This window comes from Micromonospora haikouensis (genome assembly GCF_900091595.1).
Taxonomy (GTDB): domain Bacteria; phylum Actinomycetota; class Actinomycetes; order Mycobacteriales; family Micromonosporaceae; genus Micromonospora; species Micromonospora haikouensis.
The window spans coordinates 61,592-78,559 of sequence record NZ_FMCW01000011.1; the positions used below are offsets into that span (position 1 = coordinate 61,592).

16 protein-coding genes are annotated in these 16,968 nt (G+C 74.3%); 7 read left to right on the plus strand and 9 right to left on the minus strand.

Annotated features, from left to right (window positions below; genetic code table 11):
* Positions 1-367: 367 nt before the first annotated feature.
* Complete coding sequence (locus GA0070558_RS12930; protein ID WP_091279054.1) at positions 368-1,630, plus strand: amidohydrolase; 1,263 nt, start codon at positions 368-370, stop codon at positions 1,628-1,630.
* Here GA0070558_RS12930 and GA0070558_RS12935 read toward each other — a convergent pair.
* A complete protein-coding gene (locus GA0070558_RS12935) occupies positions 1,587-2,531 on the minus strand; it encodes a DUF4349 domain-containing protein (protein WP_091279057.1) in 945 nt (314 codons plus the stop codon). The two genes, GA0070558_RS12930 and GA0070558_RS12935, sit on opposite strands and share 44 nt — an antisense overlap.
* A gap of 119 nt (positions 2,532-2,650) precedes the next feature.
* Between GA0070558_RS12935 and GA0070558_RS12940 the strand changes: the two genes are divergently transcribed.
* The 4 genes from GA0070558_RS12940 (at position 2,651) to GA0070558_RS12955 (ending at position 6,260) form a co-directional block, all read left to right on the plus strand.
* On the plus strand, positions 2,651-3,280 hold the full coding sequence (locus GA0070558_RS12940; protein WP_077936108.1) for an MBL fold metallo-hydrolase: 630 nt from the start codon (positions 2,651-2,653) through the stop codon (positions 3,278-3,280).
* A gap of 3 nt (positions 3,281-3,283) precedes the next feature.
* Positions 3,284-4,381 (plus strand): hypothetical protein, encoded by a 1,098-nt coding sequence (locus GA0070558_RS12945; RefSeq protein ID WP_091279060.1) that lies wholly within the window; start codon positions 3,284-3,286, stop codon positions 4,379-4,381.
* A 5-nt stretch (positions 4,382-4,386) separates the two neighbouring features.
* Complete coding sequence (locus GA0070558_RS12950; RefSeq protein ID WP_091279065.1) at positions 4,387-5,136, plus strand: SCO6745 family protein; 750 nt, start codon at positions 4,387-4,389, stop codon at positions 5,134-5,136.
* 164 nt (positions 5,137-5,300) lie between these two features.
* Positions 5,301-6,260 (plus strand): GNAT family N-acetyltransferase, encoded by a 960-nt coding sequence (locus GA0070558_RS12955; protein ID WP_091279069.1) that lies wholly within the window; start codon positions 5,301-5,303, stop codon positions 6,258-6,260.
* A gap of 137 nt (positions 6,261-6,397) precedes the next feature.
* Here the strand turns inward: GA0070558_RS12955 and GA0070558_RS12960 are convergent, their stop codons facing one another.
* Positions 6,398-6,853: a gamma-glutamylcyclotransferase gene (locus GA0070558_RS12960; protein WP_043961858.1), complete on the minus strand. Its 456-nt coding sequence runs from the start codon at positions 6,851-6,853 to the stop codon at positions 6,398-6,400.
* 106 nt (positions 6,854-6,959) lie between these two features.
* Here GA0070558_RS12960 and GA0070558_RS12965 point away from each other — a divergent pair, with 106 nt between their 5' ends.
* Positions 6,960-8,363, plus strand: a complete 1,404-nt coding sequence (locus GA0070558_RS12965) for an NAD(P)H-quinone dehydrogenase (protein WP_077936113.1) — start codon at positions 6,960-6,962, stop codon at positions 8,361-8,363.
* Positions 8,364-8,394: 31 nt separating this feature from the next.
* Here the strand turns inward: GA0070558_RS12965 and GA0070558_RS12970 are convergent, their stop codons facing one another.
* The 5 genes from GA0070558_RS12970 to GA0070558_RS12990 all read right to left on the minus strand — a co-directional run bounded on the left by GA0070558_RS12970 (position 8,395) and on the right by GA0070558_RS12990 (position 13,988).
* Positions 8,395-9,003 carry a DedA family protein gene (locus tag GA0070558_RS12970; RefSeq protein ID WP_091279072.1) on the minus strand — a complete coding sequence of 203 codons (609 nt, stop codon included), beginning with the start codon at positions 9,001-9,003 and terminating at the stop codon, positions 8,395-8,397.
* A 271-nt stretch (positions 9,004-9,274) separates the two neighbouring features.
* Positions 9,275-11,314, minus strand: coding sequence for an ABC transporter ATP-binding protein (locus GA0070558_RS12975; RefSeq protein WP_091279075.1), 2,040 nt, complete (start codon positions 11,312-11,314; stop codon positions 9,275-9,277).
* Positions 11,311-13,044: an ABC transporter ATP-binding protein gene (locus tag GA0070558_RS12980; RefSeq protein ID WP_091279079.1), complete on the minus strand. Its 1,734-nt coding sequence runs from the start codon at positions 13,042-13,044 to the stop codon at positions 11,311-11,313. The genes GA0070558_RS12975 and GA0070558_RS12980 overlap by 4 nt, the downstream gene beginning before the upstream one ends.
* On the minus strand, positions 13,038-13,520 hold the full coding sequence (locus tag GA0070558_RS12985; protein ID WP_091279083.1) for a MarR family winged helix-turn-helix transcriptional regulator: 483 nt from the start codon (positions 13,518-13,520) through the stop codon (positions 13,038-13,040). Before GA0070558_RS12985 ends, GA0070558_RS12980 begins: the two co-directional genes overlap by 7 nt.
* A 24-nt stretch (positions 13,521-13,544) precedes the next feature.
* On the minus strand, positions 13,545-13,988 hold the full coding sequence (locus tag GA0070558_RS12990) for a DoxX family protein (RefSeq protein WP_091279086.1): 444 nt from the start codon (positions 13,986-13,988) through the stop codon (positions 13,545-13,547).
* An 86-nt stretch (positions 13,989-14,074) separates the two neighbouring features.
* Here GA0070558_RS12990 and GA0070558_RS12995 point away from each other — a divergent pair, with 86 nt between their 5' ends.
* The gene (locus tag GA0070558_RS12995) at positions 14,075-14,632 is read left to right on the plus strand and encodes a TetR/AcrR family transcriptional regulator (protein ID WP_091279089.1); all 558 of its coding nucleotides are present in this window, start codon (positions 14,075-14,077) and stop codon (positions 14,630-14,632) included.
* Between the two features lie 116 nt (positions 14,633-14,748).
* Here GA0070558_RS12995 and GA0070558_RS13000 read toward each other — a convergent pair whose 3' ends face one another.
* A complete protein-coding gene (locus GA0070558_RS13000) occupies positions 14,749-15,183 on the minus strand; it encodes a MarR family winged helix-turn-helix transcriptional regulator (RefSeq protein WP_091279339.1) in 435 nt (144 codons plus the stop codon).
* A 274-nt stretch (positions 15,184-15,457) separates the two neighbouring features.
* Positions 15,458-16,897, minus strand: a complete 1,440-nt coding sequence (locus GA0070558_RS13005) for a GuaB1 family IMP dehydrogenase-related protein (RefSeq protein ID WP_091279092.1) — start codon at positions 16,895-16,897, stop codon at positions 15,458-15,460.
* Between the last annotated feature and the right edge of the window lie 71 nt (positions 16,898-16,968).

Here is a 16,968-nt window from a genome sequence, read left to right on the forward strand (position 1 = left end):
GGAGCATGCCGACCCGTCGTGTCACCGTCGGGAGTCGTCCGGCCGCCGAGTGCGGTCGGTTAATTGTCTGAGCGGCGGTTAGCCGAAGCGACTAATGCGACAATTCGGTAGCGACGGCCCCGGATCGAGGGTGATTTCGTGACCGCCGAGTCGGTTACGGGTTGTAGGAGGTGTGGGGCAGATGACGGCGTTCAACCGCGATCTACCTGCTGTCCCGCAGATTATGGAGCCCTCCCACCAGGGCTTTCGTGACGCTGCGCGGTCCGATCACTACGGGAATGATGTTGCACAGAGTCACCGTCGAAGGTCTAGGCTGGCGGCTGTCATCCCCGAAGATCCATCCATTCCTAGTGATCGAGATTTCGACGTGACGAGTGCGTTGACGCTGCCGAACGGCAGCCACCTGGCGTCGTCGGCCTGGCCGGAGTCGCCGTCCGGGTCGCAGCCTTTGCCCTTCGAGCTCGACCATCTGCTCGCCCTCCGGGTGCCCGGCCTCATCGCCACCCGCCGGCACATCCACTCCCACCCGGAGCTCTCCGGCGAGGAGTTCGAGACAGCGGCCCTGATCGCCCGCGAGCTGTCCCTCGCCGGGCTGCGGCCCCGCCTGCTGCCGAAGGGCAACGGGGTCATCTGCGACATCGACGGCCGCCCCGACGGCCCGGTGGTCGCGCTGCGCGCCGACATCGACGCGCTGCCGCTGACCGACGTCAAGGACGTGCCCTACCGGTCCACGAAGGACGACGTCTGCCACGCCTGCGGCCACGACGTGCACACCACCGTGCTGCTCGGCGTCGGCATGCTGCTGGCCCAGCTCGCCGACCTCGGCGAACTGGACGGCCGGGTCCGGCTGATCTTCCAGCCGGCGGAGGAGATCCTGCCCTGCGGCTCGCTGGAGGTCATCGAGGCCGGCGGCCTCGACGACGTCGTGCAGATCTTCGCGCTGCACTGCGACCCCAGCCAGCCCGTCGGCAAGGTCGGCCTGCGGGTCGGCCCGATCACCGCCGCCGCCGACAACGTCACCGTGCGGCTCACCGGACCGGGCGGGCACACCGCCCGCCCGCACCTGACCGTCGACCTGGTCGACGCGCTCGGCCGGCTGGTCACCGAGGTGCCCGCCCTGGTCAGCCGCCGGGTGCCGGCCAACAGCGGGCTGCTGCTGGTGTTCGGCCACGCCTCGGCCGGCACCCGGTACAACGTGATCCCGTCCGAGGCGACCGCGTCCGGCACCCTGCGGGTGATGGACCGCAACACCTGGGACGAGGCCCCCAAGATCGTCGCTCAGGTGGTGCGGGACGTCATCGCCCCCACCGGCGCCACCGTCGACCTGGAATACCTGCGCGGCCGGCCCCCGGTCACCAACGACGCCAGGGCGATCCAGGTGCTGACGGCGGCGACCCACGCCGCGCTCGGCCCGGACGGGGTCGCCGAGACCCCGCAGAGCATGGGCGGCGAGGACTTCAGCTGGTATCTGGAGCACGTCCCCGGCGCGCTGGCCCGGCTCGGCGTCGGCCGGTCCGGCCCGAACGTCGACCTGCACCGGGCCTCGTTCGACGTCGACGAGCGGGCCATCGCGGTCGGCGTCCGGGTCATGGTGCAGACCGCGCTGCGGGCACTGGCGGCGGCGCGCTGACGACCGGCGCCGGCGCCCGGCGCCGGCGCCGGCTCAGCACCGTCACCAGCACGGCCACCGGCACGCCGATGGCCACCGCGAACGGCAGCAGCGCCCCGAGCACCGTGAGCAGCACGCCCAGCGAGGCGACGAACGCCGTCCAGCCGCCGCGCAGACCGACCAGGAAGCCGGTGTCGGGCTCCGGGTCCCGGACGTCCGCCTCCGGCCCGACCAGGGTGAGGGTGATGGTGGAGAGCGCCGTCAGGTCGGCCAGGCGGCGCTTCTTCGCCTCCAGCGAGGCGAGGTCGGCCTCCCGGCGGGCCACCTCGCTCTCCAGCGTCACCAGGTCGCCGATCGAGGTGGCCCGCGCCAGCAGCTTGCGACCGCTCTCGACCCGGGCCCGCTGGGTGGCGATCCGCGCGTCGAGGTCGACGGTCTCCTCGGTCACGTCCTCCGTGCGGATCGCCCGCTGCTCCTGCCGGCCGAGCCGCGCCAGCTCCTCCAGCACGGCGGTGAACCGCTCCGCCGGCACCCGCAGCTGCAGCTCCGCCCGGGCGTTGGCGGTCCCCCCGCTGGCGCGCTCGTCGCCGCCGACGAAGCCACCGATGCCGGTGACCGCCGTGACGGCCGACCGGGCGGCGGCGTCCACATCGTCCACCCGTACCCGCATGGTTCCGGTGTAGATGATCGAGCGCTGGTCGACCCGCAGGTCCGGTGACCCGCCGCCCGCGCCCGAGCGCGCCCCACCGGCGTCGGCCCCCTGCTCCGCCTTCGCCCCGCCGGCCGGTGCCCCCTGCTGCGGAGCCACCGCCGCCGAGTCCTGCGCGCCGCCGCTGCCGCCGTCGGCGCTGCACCCGCCGACCGCCAGCAACGCCACCAACCCCACCGCGGTCCACAACCTGCGTCTCGCGTGTCCGTCCATCAACAGCTCCGATCGTCTGCGCCCCCCGTCGGGCGATACGTCAGACGTGGCGCGGCACCGGGCCGGTTCCGGCAGACTGCGCTCTGAGACATCACGATTAGGTCAATCGAGGAGTCACGATGCAGCTCACCAAGTACGCCCACTCCTGCCTCCGCGTCGAGCATGATGGCGGGGTGCTGGTCGTCGACCCCGGCGTCTTCAGCGACCCGGGCGCGCTGGACGGGGCGGACGCGGTGCTGATCACCCACGAGCACCCTGACCACGTGGACGTCGCGGCCCTCACCCGGCAGCTCGACCGCCGGCCGCTGCGCATCCACGGCCCGGCCTCGCTGGCCGGCGTCCTCGGCGACGCGGCCGAGGCCCTGGAGCCGGTCGCGCCCGGTCAGTCGTTCACGGCCGCGGGTGTGCCGGTACGCGCCTACGGCGGCCGGCACGCCGTCATCCACCCCGACATCCCGGTCGTGGACAACCTCGGATACCTGCTCGACGACGTCGTCTACCACCCCGGCGACGCGCTGGTGGCACCCGAGGACGTCCAGGTGGACACGCTCTTCGCGCCGATCCACGCCCCCTGGTCGAAGTTCTCCGAGGTCGTCGACTTCATCCGCGCCGTCGCCCCGCGCCGGGCCTTCGCCCTGCACGACGGGCTGCTCAACGACAACGGGCTCGCCGTCCTCGACCGCCAGTACGCCGCCCTGTCCGGCACCGACTACCAGCGCCTCGAGCCGGGCAGCCGGCTCGACGCCTGAGCCGTGCCGCTCCCGCAGGACCTCCTCCGGCGGCTCTACACCGAGCCGCCGGAGGGGTTCGTCGCCACCCGCGACGCGGCCGTCGCCGAGGCCCGGCGCTCCGGCGACCCGGCCACGGCCCGCGAGATCGCCCGGCTGCGCCGGCCCACCGTGGCCGCCTGGCTGGTCAACCTGCTCGCCCTGCGCCGCCCCGAGCTGCTCGCCGATCTGACCCAGCTCGCCGAGGCGCTGCGCGCCGCCCAGCGCGACCTGCGCGGCCCCCGGCTGCGGGAGCTGTCCGCCCAGCGGCGGGCGGCGGTCGCCGCGCTGGTCGCCGAGGCGCGCCGGCTGGCCGCCGACGTCGAGGGCGGCCCGCCGGCCGGGAAGCTGCCGCTGGGCGAGGTGGAGGCGACCCTCAACGCCGCCCTCTCGGACGCGGGGGTGGCCGAGCAGGTGCGCTCCGGCCGGCTGTTGCGGGCCGCCAGCTACGCCGGCTTCGGCGAGGTGCCCCGCCCCCAGCTCCGCCTGGTCACCGGCGGCGAGGAGCCGACACCACCCGCCGTCCCGCCCGCCGGCCCCGGGCACCGCGCCGCCGACCGCAGGACGGGTCGTGGCGAGCACGCCGGCCGCGCCGATCAGGCCGACCGGAAGGCCGGCCGCGCCGATCACGCCGCCCGCGAGGCGGGCCGCGCCGCCCGGGAGGACGACCGCGCCGAGCGTGCCGCCCGGAAGGCCGACCGTGCCGAGCGGGACGCCGCCCGTGCCACCCGGGAGGCGGAGCGCGCCGCGAGGGCCGAGCGGGCCCGGCAGCGCCGGGCGCTGGAGCGGGAACTGACGCGGGCGCGTACCGACCAGGAGCGGGCCGAGGCGGAGCTGGCCGGCGCGGCGGAGGCCGAGCACGACGGCGCCGAGGAACTGGCCGGCATCGAACGGTCGCTGGCCGAGCTGGAACGGCGGCGCGCCCAGGCCGAACAGGAGTTGAGCCGACGGAAGCTGGCCCGCCGGGCGGCGGAGCGGGCCGTCACCGCCGCCCGCCGCCGCACCGGCGAGGTCGAGGGCGCGATCGAGGCGGTGGACGCCGAAGAGGGGGCTGCGGCGGAGGGCCCCGGCGGGGCAGACTGATCCCGATGACGCCGGAGCAGGTCGCCGCCGCGAGCAAGCCGTTGGTGCTGGGGCTCGGGGCGTCGTTCACCCGCTGCCCGGCCACCCTGCGCCGGGCCGGCCGGCTCGGCATCCCCGGCTGGGCCTTCCACATCGCCGGCCGGGCCGGGGTGCTCGGCGACGTCCGGGTCGCCACGGTGACCGCCGCCGTCGGCTTCGTCGCCCCCGACGCCGTCGCCGACGGGTGGGACGCCGCCGCCCGCGTGCTCCGGCCGCCCGAGGTGGCGGCGGCGTACCTGGCCGAATGCTGCCGGTGGGGCATCGAGCACCTGGCCGCCATGACTGGGGTGACCCGGCTGGCGACCCTGCTGCACCGGGTGGCCGACGCGGCCGACGCCAGCGCGATGCCGCTCTTCGCCGCCTGGCGGGCCACGCCGCCGCCGGCCGACTCACCGGCCGCCCGCGCCGCCGTCGGGCTGCTGCTGCTCCGGGAACACGTCATCGGGGCGTGCCTGCTGGCGTCGCGGGCCGGCGGGCTGACGCCGCTGGAGTCGGTGCTGTCCGGCCCGGACGGGGAGTCCGGCGCGCTCGCCTGCGGCTGGCCGCCGCCGTATCCTCCGGCCGGGCCCCTGGTGCGCCGGCGGCTGTGGGCCGACGCGGTGACCGACCGCCTGACGTCGGTCGGCTTCCGGGCCCTCACCCCGGCCGAGGGCACCGAACTGCTCGACCTGCTGACCACCGCGCACACCCTGGTGCAAGGAAGGGCCCCTTCTTAACGCCTGAGGTAGAGAAGGGTCCCCTTCTCACCACGCCGCCCCGCGCCGAGCGGCGCTGCGGGGCGCTGCGGGGCGCTGCGAGGTGCCGAGCGCACCAGGGGGAGCGGGAGCGGCGGGAGGAAAATGGGGGGCGCGGGCGCAGGGGTGGCTGCCAGGATCGCCCCGTGACTCTTCCCGCCGGCTGGGCGGCGCGCCGCCCCACCCTCGACGACGTACCCGCGATCCTCGCGGTCGTGCACGCCGCCGACACCTTCTCGATCGGCCACCCGGACTTCGACGCCGAGGACGTCGAGGCCGCGCTCACGGCACCCCACTTCGACCCGGCGCGCGACTCCTGGCTGGTCAGCGGCCCTCAGGGCCGGCTCGTCGCCTGGTCGCTGGTCGACAACCCGACCGGGGTGGGCCGGGAGTTCGTCGACGTCCTCGTCGACCCGGAGCACGGCGCGGCGGTCCGTGCGCCGCTGCTCGCCCGGATGCTGGACCGGGTCGCCGAACGGGCCGCCGAACGGGGCCTGCCCGCGCTGACCGCCCGCGTCTCGGCGTACGGGCCGGAGACCCGGTGGGCGGGCGAGCTGGCCGAGGCCGGGTTCACCCGGGTGAAGCGGTACCTGCGGATGAGCCGGGAGCTGGCCGACCTGCCCGCCGAGCCGCCGCTGCCGCCGGGGGTGACGGTCCGCCCGCTGCGCGCCGGCGACGAGGCGGACCTGCGACTGTTCCACCGGATCTTCGACACGGCGTTCCGGGACACCCCGGACTACGAGCCGGTCGGGTACGACCAGTGGCGCGAGCACCTGCCCGCGTACGCCAGGACCTGGGACGAGTGGTTCGTCGCCGAGGTCGACGGTGAGCCGGCCGGCGCGTTGCAGTCGTCCGACCAGGCGCTGGAGCAGGACATGGGCTGGGTGCGCACCCTGTCGGTGCTGCCGCCGCACCGGCGGCGCGGGGTGGGGGCCGCGCTGCTGCGGCGGGCCTTCGCGGTCTACGCGGCCAAGGGGCGGCGGCAGGCCGGCCTCGGCGTGGACCTCGCCAACCCGACCTCCCCGGCGACGCTCTACCACTCGGTGGGGCTGCGGGAGCTGCACTGGGCCGACATGTACGAGCGCAACGTCCCCGCCGCTGCGTGACAGGAACCCCGCCATTGCGTGACAGGAACCCCGCCGTTGCGTGACGGGCGGCCCGCCGGTGTGGGCCAGGCGACCCCGCCCCGGGCCGCCGTGCGCCCCGATCCGGGGAAGAGCAGACTGGGGGCGTGGGAGACGCGCTATGCCGACGCGGTGCCGGTGGGGCGGGACCGCAGCTCGCTGACGTAGTCGTCGGGCGCGCCCGCCTTCTCGGCGGCGTTGGCGATCTCCGACAGGTACCAGGCCGTCGGCAGGCCGCCCTCGTAGCCGTCGAAGACGTAGACCCAGGCGGTCACGTCCCCGTCGAGGGTGGAGACCCGGACGTGCAGCTTCCGGTACGTCCCGGAGGTCACCCCCTCGATCTCGTCGAGCTGGGCGGCGTCGTATGGGTGGATGTCGTAGAGCGCCACGAACACCCGGTCACCGGGGGACTCGACGACGGTGCTGACCGCGCCCTCCCAGCCGATCACGCCCTCGCCGGCGAAGGTGAGCCGCCAGCCCTCCAGCCAGCCGACGCCGACCATCGGGGAGTGCGGGCAGTAGGCGCGCATCCGGGCGGGATCCAGGTTTGAGCCGTAGGCGGCGTAATGACGCACGGCGATGACGATAGCCCGGCGGACGGGTGGGGGAGAATACGACGGTGCGTGTCGGACGTGTCGGGGAGAAGAAAGTCACTGTGAGCATGGACGAGGGGCGACAGCTGTGAGCCAGATCGTGATCATCGGCGGTGGGCCGGCCGGGTACGAGGCGGCTCTGGTCGCCGCCCAGTTGGACGCCGATGTCACCGTGGTGGAGGCCGAGGGGGCCGGCGGCGCGTGCGTGCTGTCCGACTGCGTCCCCTCGAAGACGTTCATCGCCAGCTCGGAGGTGGTCACCGGCTACCGGGACACCGAGGAGTTCGGGGTGCACTCCGACGGGCTGGAGGCGGTCACGGTCGACGCGCGGACCGTGCACGAGCGGGTCAAGCGGCTCGCGCTGGCCCAGTCCGCCGACATCCACGCCAAGCTGGTCAAGGCCGGCGTCACCTTCGTCGCCGGCACGGCCCGGCTCGGCGAGGACATGCTGGGCCACACCCACCGCGTCGTCGTCACCCCGGCCGACGGCTCCGGAAAGCACTCGATCGACGCGTCGACCGTGCTGGTCGCCACCGGGGCCACCCCGCGCCAGCTCCCCACGGCCGTGCCCGACGGCGAGCGCATCCTGACCTGGCGGCAGGTGTACGACCTGCCCGAGCTGCCCGAGCACCTGATCGTGGTCGGCTCCGGCGTCACCGGCGCCGAGTTCGCCAGCGCGTACCTGGCGATGGGGGTCCCGGTCACCCTCGTCTCCAGCCGGGACCGGGTGATGCCGCACGAGGACGCCGACGCCGCCATGGCGATCGAGCGGGTGTTCCGTTCCCGGGGCATGACGATCCTCAACAACTCCCGCGCCGAGGGCGTGCGGCGCACCGCCGACGGGGTGGAGGTGGAGCTGGCCGACGGCCGGCTGGTGCAGGGCTCGCACGCGCTCATCGCGGTCGGCTCGATCCCCAACACCGCCGGCCTCGGCCTCGCCGAATACGGCGTGGAGCTGGCCCGGGGCGGCTACGTCACCGTCGACCGGGTGTCGCGCACCAACGTCCCCGGGATCTACGCGGCCGGCGACTGCACGGGGGTGCTGCCGCTGGCCAGCGTCGCCGCGATGCAGGGCCGGATCGCGATGTGGCACGCCCTCGGTGAGGCGGTCCGGCCGCTGCGGCTGCGTACGGTCGCCGCGAACGTCTTCACCGACCCGGAGCTGGCCACCGTGGGCGTCTCCCAGGACGAGGTGGACGCGGGTCGGACCCCGGCCCGCCAGGTGATGCTGCCGCTGTCGGGCAACGCGCGGGCGAAGATGGACGACCTCGCCGACGGCTTCGTCAAGCTGTTCTGCCGCCCGGCCAGTGGCCAGGTGATCGGCGGCGTGGTGGTGGCCCCGAAGGCCAGTGAGCTGATCCTGCCGATCACGATGGCGGTGGAGAACAACCTCACGGTCAACGAGCTGGCCCAGACCATCACGATCTACCCGAGTCTGTCGGGCTCGATCACCGAGGCGGCCCGCCAGCTCATGCTCCACGAGCTGGAGTAGCCGAGCCGGCTCCCTGCCACCCCTCGACGGCTCAGTCGGTCGGGGGTTCGGGGCGGGCGCGGCGGGAGGCGAAGGCGGTCATCGCCCACCCGGCCGCCGCGAAGCCGGCCGCCGCCGCCCCGGCGATCACCAGCAGCTGCCACGCCGACTCGGTCAGCGCCGTGCCGCCGAGGTGCCCGATCAGCGTCCCGTAGGTGGCCCAGCCGGCCGCCGCCAGCGCCTCGTACGCGAGGAACAGCCGGTACGGGTACCGGCTGCGGCCGGCGGCGAAGCAGGCGGCCATCCGGCCGCCGGGCACGAAGCGGCAGAGCAGGATCACTAGCGGCCCCGGCCGGCGCAGCCCCCGGGTCACCCGGCCGGCGATCCGGCGGGCCCGGCCGGGCGCGGCGGTCGGTGCCGGCCGGCGGTCCGGCGCGCGCCGGCCCAGCAGATAGCAGGCGAGGTCGCCGGCGAAGACGCCGAGGGCGCCGACGCCGATGGTCACCGGCAGGCTCAGCCCGCCGTACACGGTCAGCGCGCCGCCGGTGATCATCAGGACCTGCGTGGGTACGACCGGCACGAAGGCGTCGACCGCCAGCAACCCGAGCAGGACCAGGTAGGCCCAGAGCGGCGAGGCGACGTTGGTCAGCAGCTCAGGCACGACAACCCCCTCGCCGGGTCCGGCCGATCGGATGCACCGAAGCCTGCCGGCATGCCCGGCGTCACCGCAGCCCACCCCGGCCGGTGGTGACCGCCGACACGGCCGGCGGGCCGGCAACCTCGGCGTACGGGTGGAGGCGGTCGGCGCGTCCGTGACGAGCGGCGTACCGTTGTCGGGGCGCGGCCCCGCACGTCGGGCCCTCGTTCCCGACGTCCGGGCCGCCAGGGCCGCCGGCAGGTCCCGTGCCGGCGGCCCGCCCGTGTCACGACGCTCAGCCCTGGACCGGGGCGGGCAGGGGTCCCGGCTCGCCGACGGCGACCGGGTCCGGCTGGCTGAACTGGGCCTGGTAGAGCCGGTGGTACGCGCCCCTGGCGGCCAGCAGCTGCTCGTGGGTGCCCTGCTCGACGATGCGGCCGTTCTCCATCATCAGGATCAGGTCCGCGTCGCGGATGGTGGACAGGCGGTGGGCGATGACGAAGCTGGTCCGGTCGGAGCGCAGCGCCGCCATGGCCCGCTGGAGCAGCACCTCCGTGCGGGTGTCCACCGAGCTGGTCGCCTCGTCGAGGATCAGCAGCGACGGCTCGGCCAGGAACGCCCGCGCGATGGTGATGAGCTGCTTCTCGCCCGCGCTGACGTTGTTGCCCTCGGAGTCGATGACGGTGTCGTAGCCGTCGGGGAGGCTGCGCACGAAGCGGTCCACGAACGTGGCCCGCGCGGCGGCCACGATCTCCTCCTCGCTCGCGCCCGGCCGGCCGTACGCGATGTTGTCGCGGATCGTGCCGCCGAAGAGCCAGGTGTCCTGGAGCACCATGCCGATCCGGCCGCGCAGGTCGTCGCGGCGCAGGGTGGTGATGTCGACCCCGTCGAGGGTGATCCGGCCGGCGTCCAGCTCGTAGAAGCGCATGACCAGGTTGACCAGGGTGGTCTTGCCGGCCCCGGTCGGCCCGACGATGGCCACCGTGTGGCCCGGTTCGGCGACCAGCGACAGGTCGGTGATCAGCGGCTTGTCCGGCTCGTACCGGAAGGAGACCCGGTCGAACTCGACGCGGCCGTGCGGGTCGGCGACCCGGGCCGGCACGGCCGGGTCGGGGCTCTGCTCCTCGGCGTCGAGCACCGCGAACACCCGCTCGGCGGAGGCGACCCCGGACTGCAGCAGGTTGGCCATCGAGGCGACCTGGGCCAGGGGCTGCGTGAACTGCCGCGAATACTGGATGAACGCCTGCACGTCGCCGAGGCTTATCGTGCCCGACGCCACCCGCAGCCCGCCGACCACGGCGATCGCGACGTAGCTGAGGTTCCCGATGAACATCATCGCCGGCATGATGATCCCGGAGATGAACTGGGCGCCGAAGCTGGCCCGGAACAGCTCGTCGTTCTTGGCGGTGAAGGCGGCCTCCACCTCGCGCTGCCGGCCGAACACCTTCACCAGCTCGTGGCCGGTGAACGCCTCCTCGATCTGGCCGTTCAGCTCGCCGGTGTGCGTCCACTGGGCGATGAACCGCTGCTGCGAACGCTTCGCGATCGCGCCGGTGACCACCACCGACAGCGGCACCGCGACCAGGGCCACCAGCGCCAGCAACGGCGAGATCCAGAACATCATGGCCAGTACGCCGACCACGGTCAGCAGCGAGGTGAGCAGCTGGCTCAGCGTCTGCTGGAGGGTCTGCGAGATGTTGTCGATGTCGTTGGTGACCCGGCTGAGCAGCTCGCCCCGGGGCTGCCGGTCGAAGTACGGCAGCGGCAGCCGGTTCAGCTTGTCCTCGACGTCGGCGCGCAGCCGCAGCACCGTGCGCTGCACCACCCCGTTGAGCAGCCAGCCCTGCCACCACATGAGCACGCTGGCCGCCAGGTAGAGGGCGAGCGCGAGCAGCAGCACCCGGCCCAGGGCGGTGAAGTCGATGCCGACCCCGGGCACCACGTCCATCCGGGCCAGCATGTCGGCGAAGTTGTCGTTGCCGGCCGCGCGGGCCGCCGCGACCGCCTGCTCGGCGGTGGTCCCGGCCGGGAGCTGCCGGCCGATCACCCCGCTGAAGATCAGGTCGGTGGCGTGGCCGAGCACCTTCGGGCCGTACACGCTGAAACCGACGCTGACCAGCGCGAGGGTGACGATGACGATCAGCTGGAGGCGGTGGGGCCGCAACCGGCGCAGCAGCCGCCGGGCCGACGGCCCGAAGTTCATCGACTTCTCGGCCGGCATGCCGGCGCCCATCCACGGCGGGCCGCCGCGCTGGCCGCCGGGGGGCAGCCGTTTCGGCGTGGCCGGCTCCGCCTTCGCCGCCCCGACGGGCCGCTGGTCCGGTACGGCCGTCATGCCGGCACCCCCGCCGTCTGCTGGGACGCGACGATCTCCGCGTACGTCGGGCAGTTCTCCAGTAGTTCGGCGTGCCGGCCCATCCCGACGATGCCCCCGTCCTCGAGCACGATGATCTGGTCGGCGTCGACGATCGTGGAGACCCGCTGGGCCACGATCACCACCGCCGCGTCCCTGGTGACCGGCCGCAGCGCCGCCCGCAGCCGGGCGTCGGTGCCGAGGTCGAGCGCCGAGAACGAGTCGTCGAAGAGGTAGATCTCCGGCTTGCGCACCAGGGCGCGGGCGATCGCGAGGCGCTGCCGCTGCCCGCCGGAGACGTTGGTGCCGCCCTGCGCGATCGGGGCGTCCAGCCCCTCGGGCAGCTCGGCGACGAAGTCGCGCGCCTGGGCGACCTCCAGGGCGGCCCAGAGCTCGGCGTCGGTGGCATCCGGGTTGCCGTACCGCAGGTTGCTGGCGATCGTGCCGCTGAACAGGTATGGCCGCTGCGGCACCAGCCCGATCCGCCGCCACAGCTCGTCCGGGGCGAGGTCGCGCACGTCCACCCCGTCGACCAGCACCGCCCCGGCCGTGGCGTCGACCAGTCGGGGGACCAGCGTCAGCAGGGTCGTCTTGCCGGCCCCCGTGCTGCCGATGACGGCCGTGGTGCGCCCGGCGCGCGCCGTGAACGAGATGTCGTGCAGCACCGGCGCGCTCGCCCCCGGATACTGGAACCGGACGTCGCGCAGCTCCAGCTCGCCCCGGACGGTCACCTCGGTCACGGGCGCGGCCGGCGGGACGACGGTCGAGTCGGTGTCCAGCACCTCGACGATCCGCTCGGCGCAGACCGCGGCGCGGGGGACCATCATCAGCATGAGGGTGGCCATCATGACGGCCATCAGGATCTGCATGAGGTATTGCAGGAAGGCGGTGAGCGCACCGACCTGGATCTGACCGGCGTCGACGCGTTCCGCGCCGAACCAGAGCACGGCGATGCTGGAGACGTTGAGCACCAGCATCACGATGGGGAAGATCAGGGCCATCAGCCGGCCGGTGCGCAGGGCGGTCGCCGTGAGGTCGGCGTTCGCGTGGCCGAAGCGTTCCGTCTCGTAGGGCTCCCGGACGAACGCCCGGACCACCCGGATGCCGGTGATCTGCTCGCGCAGCACGCGGTTGACCGCGTCGATGCGGGTCTGCATCAGCCGGAACCCGGGCACCATCCGCCGGATGATCAGCGCGAGCGCGACCGCCAGCACCGGGACGCTGACCAGCATCAGCCAGGACAGCCCGATGTCCTCCCGCAGCGCCATCACCACCCCGCCGACGCTCATGATCGGCGCGGCGGCCAGGATGGTGCAGCTCATCAGCACGAGCATCTGCACCTGCTGCACGTCGTTGGTGTTGCGGGTGATCAGCGAGGGCGCGCCGAAGCGGGCCACCTCGCGGGCGGAGAACCGGTTGACGTGGGCGAACAGCTCGGCGCGGACGTCCCGGCCGAAGCCCATCGCCGTGCGCGCGCCGAGGTAGACGGCGGCGGTGGAGCAGGCGATCTGCACCAGGCTGACCAGCAGCATCCAGCCGCCCGTACGCATGATGTAGCCGGTGTCTCCCCGGGCCACGCCCTGGTCGATGATGTCGGCGTTGAGGCTCGGCAGGTAGAGCGAGGCCATCGTGCCGACGAACTGGAACGCCAGCACCGCCGCCAGTGGCCGATGGTAGGGGCGCAGGTATGCGCGGAGTAGCCGGATCAGCACGCCGAGGTCTCCGGTCTCGTGTCGTGGGGCGTCATCTGTGGTTCCTCTCCACTGCCGATGACCTCGAGCAGGAACTGCCGGATCACGGCCGCCTTCGCCGGGTCTGCGTCGACCGAGGTCAGCGGTCGGCCGGACTGCATGAGGGTGATGAGTGCGGCGACCCGCTCCCGGCCGGCGGGGGTCAGGACGAGCCGCACGCTGCGCCGGTCGGTGTCGTCGCGCTGCCGCTCGACGAGGCCGTCCCGCTCCAGCGTGTCGACGATGCCGGTGAGGGTGGCCGGGCGGATGAAGCCGGCCTCGGCGACCGCCCGGAGGGGCAGATCGCCGTGCTGGGCCAGGGTCATCAGGGTGGCCATGCCCGCCTGGGTCAGACCGTGCTCCTCGGCGAGGTAACGGTTCCACCGCTGGCCGACGATGTGACCGGCGGTCACCAGCAGCCGGCCCAGCGGCACGTCCCGCAGCCCGATCAGGTCCATGCGCTCATGTTAGCCCCCTGATAGTCAGGCCCCAAACGAAATGGCGGCGGCGGCGGAGAGGAAGACCACCTGGAGCAACGCGCGAGGCGCAAGCGGGGTCACCGGCCGACCGGCCAGGGTCAGCCCGCGCCGGGCGGCCGAGGCGTTGGCCGGGAACATGGCGAGCAGCAGCAGCCCCAGCCCGGCCGCCGCCCACCCCGCCGTGGCCGGCACGAGCAGCGCCACCGCGCCGGCCAGCTCCAGCACGCCGGTGACGGTCACCAACAGCCCCGGGTGGGGCAGCCGGGGCGGCATCATGGCGATCAGGTCGGCCCGGCGGCCGGTGAAGTGGGCGTACGCGGTGAGCGCGAACAGGGCCGCCAGCCCGACCCGCAGCGCGGGGTGCCAGCCGTCCAGGGCGTCCACGCCGAGCAGCCCGGCCAGCCGGGCCAGGGTGAATCCGGCGACGAGGGCGATCAGGGGCGCCATGGGAACCTCCTCGGTCAGGGGCAACTTGTCGCTGACTAGATTGCGCCCGGCTCGCCATCTTGTCAACGGCAAGTTAGGCTTCGGCCATGACCGGACAGCGTGGCTACCATCACGGTGACCTGCGTCGCGCCCTGCTCGCCTCCGCCGTCGAGGCGATCACCGAGGCCGGGCCGGCGGCCCTGAGCCTGCGCGACCTGGCCCGCCGCGCCGGGGTCTCGCACGCCGCCCCCGCCCACCACTTCGGCGACAAGGCGGGGCTGCTCACCGCGCTCGCCGTCGAGGGCTTCGACCTGCTGGCCGGGGCGCTGCGCGAGGCCGGCGACCTGCTCGACGCCGGTGTCGCGTACGTCCGCTTCGCGGTCGGGCACCGCGCCCACTTCGAGGTGATGTTCCGCCCCGAGCTCTACCGTCGCGACGACCCGGAGGTGGCGGCCGCCCGCGAGCGGGCCGGCGCGGCGCTGCGGGCCGGAGTGGCCGCCCTCCCGCGCGACGGCACCGACCCGGACGAGGAGGCGGACGCCCTCGCCGCCTGGTCGATCGTGCACGGATTCGCGACCCTCTGGCTGGCCGGGGCGCTCCCGCCCCGCACCGGCCCGGACCCGGAGGCCGCCGCCCGGAAGGTCATCCGCCGCCTCTTCGACTGACGCCCCCGGCCACGACTGACGCCCCCGGCTTCGGCTGACGCCGGCCCGGCTGTCGGCTGACGCCCCCGCCCCCGCCCCCGCCCCCGCCCCCGCCCTCGCCTTCGGCTGACGCCGGCTCAGCGCGGCGCGCGCCGCTGCGCCGGCTCGGCCGGGGTCGCGTCGATGTACTCGCGCATCACCTCGGCCATCTCGCGCAGGAACGCGGCGGTCGCCGCCGCCTGCTCCGGAGAGAGCCGACCGACCGCCCGCTCCACCCCGGCGAGCATCGGCCGCAGCGCCTCGACCACCTGTTCGGCGGCGTGGTCGGTGACCTGGAGACACAGCCGCCGCCGGTCGCGCGGGTGCGGCGCCCGCGCCACGTGCCCGGCCTGCACCAGCCGGTCGACCAGGCTGGTCGCCGACGCCGACCGGATGCCCAGCCGGTTGCCCAGCTCGACGGGGCCGAGCGGCTCCGTGCTGGCGACGAGATGCTCGATCGCGGCGGCGTCGGTCGCCCCGATGCCCAGCCGCCGGGCCAGCGCGGCGCGGGTGTCCCCGGCGATCCGGAGCATGTCGCGCAGCGCCGCCACCGTCTCGGTGTCCGCCGCCGGCCGGCCCGCGGCCCCGTTGCCCGCGGCCCCGTTGCCCGTCGTCCCGCTGTCCGCGGCCCTGTTGCCCGTCGTCCCATTGCGCGTCGTCCCGCTGTCCGCCGGGCTCGCCTGGGCGCCGGGCACGACTGCCCGCGCCGGTGATGCGGGCGAAACGTGCTCCATGGGTAAAAGTTAGCACCCGATAATAGTTAGACAGGCGAGTAATTCACCTGGCGTGCGGGGAACCTCGGCGGGCTCACCAGCTCGTCGGGAGGGGCATCCCCTCGGTGTAGCCGGCCGTGCTCTGCACCCCGACCAGCGCCCGCTCCGCGAACTCCGCCAGCGTGCGCGCACCCGCGTACGTGCACGCGCTACGTACCCCGGAGATGATCTCGTCGATCAGGTCCTCGACGCCCGGACGGTCCGGGTCGAGATACATCCGGGCCGACGAGATGCCCTCCTCGAAGATCCCCTTGCGCGCCCGGTCGAACGCGCCGTCCTCGGCCGTACGCGCGCTGACCGCCCGCGACGAGGCCATCCCGAAGCTCTCCTTGTACCGCCGGCCGTCCGCGTCGGTGTACAGGTCGCCGGGGGACTCGTAGGTGCCGGCGAACCAGGACCCGATCATCACGTTCGACGCGCCGGCGGCCAGCGCCAGCGCCACGTCGCGCGGGTGCCGCACCCCGCCGTCGGCCCAGACGTGCCGGCCCAGCTCCCGCGCCGCCGCCGCGCAGTCCAGCACCGCCGAGAACTGCGGCCGCCCCACGCCGGTCATCATCCGGGTGGTGCACATCGCGCCCGGCCCGACGCCCACCTTCACGATGTCGGCACCGGCCTCGACGAGGTCGCGTACCCCGTCGGCGGTGACGACGTTGCCGGCCGCGACCGGGACGCCCGGGTCGAGCTTGCGCACCGCCCGCAGCGCGGACATCATCCGCTCCTGGTGCCCGTGCGCGGTGTCCACCACCAAGGTGTCGACCCCGGCCTCCAGCAGCGCGGCGGCCTTGCCGGTGACGTCGCCGTTGATGCCGACGGCCGCCGCGATCCGCAGCCGGCCCCGGTCGTCCACCGCCGGCCGGTAGAGGGTCGCGCGCAGCGCGCCCTTGCGGGTCAGCACCCCGACGAGGCGGCCGTCGCCGTCCACCACCGGCGCGAGCCGCCGCCGGGCCGCCGAGAGCCGGTCGAATCCGGTACGCGGGTCCGCGTCCGCCGGCACCGTGTGCAGCTCGGTCGACATCACGTGCCGGAGCTGGGCGAACCGGTCCACGCCCAGGGTGTCCGCCTCCGTCACCACGCCCAGGGGGCGGCCGGTCTCGTCGACCACCATCACCGCGCCGTGCGACCGCTTCGGCAGCAGGTGGATGGCGTCGCCGACGGTGTCGGTGGGGCCGAGGGTGATCGCCGTGTCGTGCACCAGGTGTCGCCGCTTGACCCAGCCGACCACGTTGGCCACCACGTCGATCGGGATGTCCTGCGGGATCACCGCGATCGCGCCGCGCCGGGCGACGGTCTCGGCCATCCGCCGGCCGGCCACCGCCGTCATGTTCGCCACCACCAGGGGGATGGTGGTGCCCGTGCCGTCCGAGGTGGCCAGGTCGACGTCCAGCCGGGAGCCGACCTCGGATCGGGCCGGCGCCATGAAGACGTCGTTGTAGGTCAGGTCGTGCGCGGGGACCGCGCCATGAAGGAACCGCACCCGGCCATCATTGCCGGACCTGGGCTTCGCCGCCCGCGGTGGTTGCGGAAAACACCCCCGGGCCGGTACGC

Bases quoted from the DNA above. Each gene is read 5' to 3' on its own strand.
- GA0070558_RS12935 (WP_091279057.1), bottom strand. From the start codon at position 2,531: ATGGACGGACACGCGAGACGCAGGTTGTGGACCGCGGTGGGGTTGGTG.
- GA0070558_RS12940 (WP_077936108.1), top strand. From the start codon at position 2,651: ATGCAGCTCACCAAGTACGCCCACTCCTGCCTCCGCGTCGAGCATGAT.
- GA0070558_RS12950 (WP_091279065.1), top strand. From the start codon at position 4,387: ATGACGCCGGAGCAGGTCGCCGCCGCGAGCAAGCCGTTGGTGCTGGGG.
- GA0070558_RS12975 (WP_091279075.1), bottom strand. From the start codon at position 11,314: ATGACGGCCGTACCGGACCAGCGGCCCGTCGGGGCGGCGAAGGCGGAG.
- GA0070558_RS12985 (WP_091279083.1), bottom strand. From the start codon at position 13,520: ATGGACCTGATCGGGCTGCGGGACGTGCCGCTGGGCCGGCTGCTGGTG.
- GA0070558_RS12990 (WP_091279086.1), bottom strand. From the start codon at position 13,988: ATGGCGCCCCTGATCGCCCTCGTCGCCGGATTCACCCTGGCCCGGCTG.
- GA0070558_RS12995 (WP_091279089.1), top strand. From the start codon at position 14,075: ATGACCGGACAGCGTGGCTACCATCACGGTGACCTGCGTCGCGCCCTG.
- GA0070558_RS13000 (WP_091279339.1), bottom strand. From the start codon at position 15,183: ATGCTCCGGATCGCCGGGGACACCCGCGCCGCGCTGGCCCGGCGGCTG.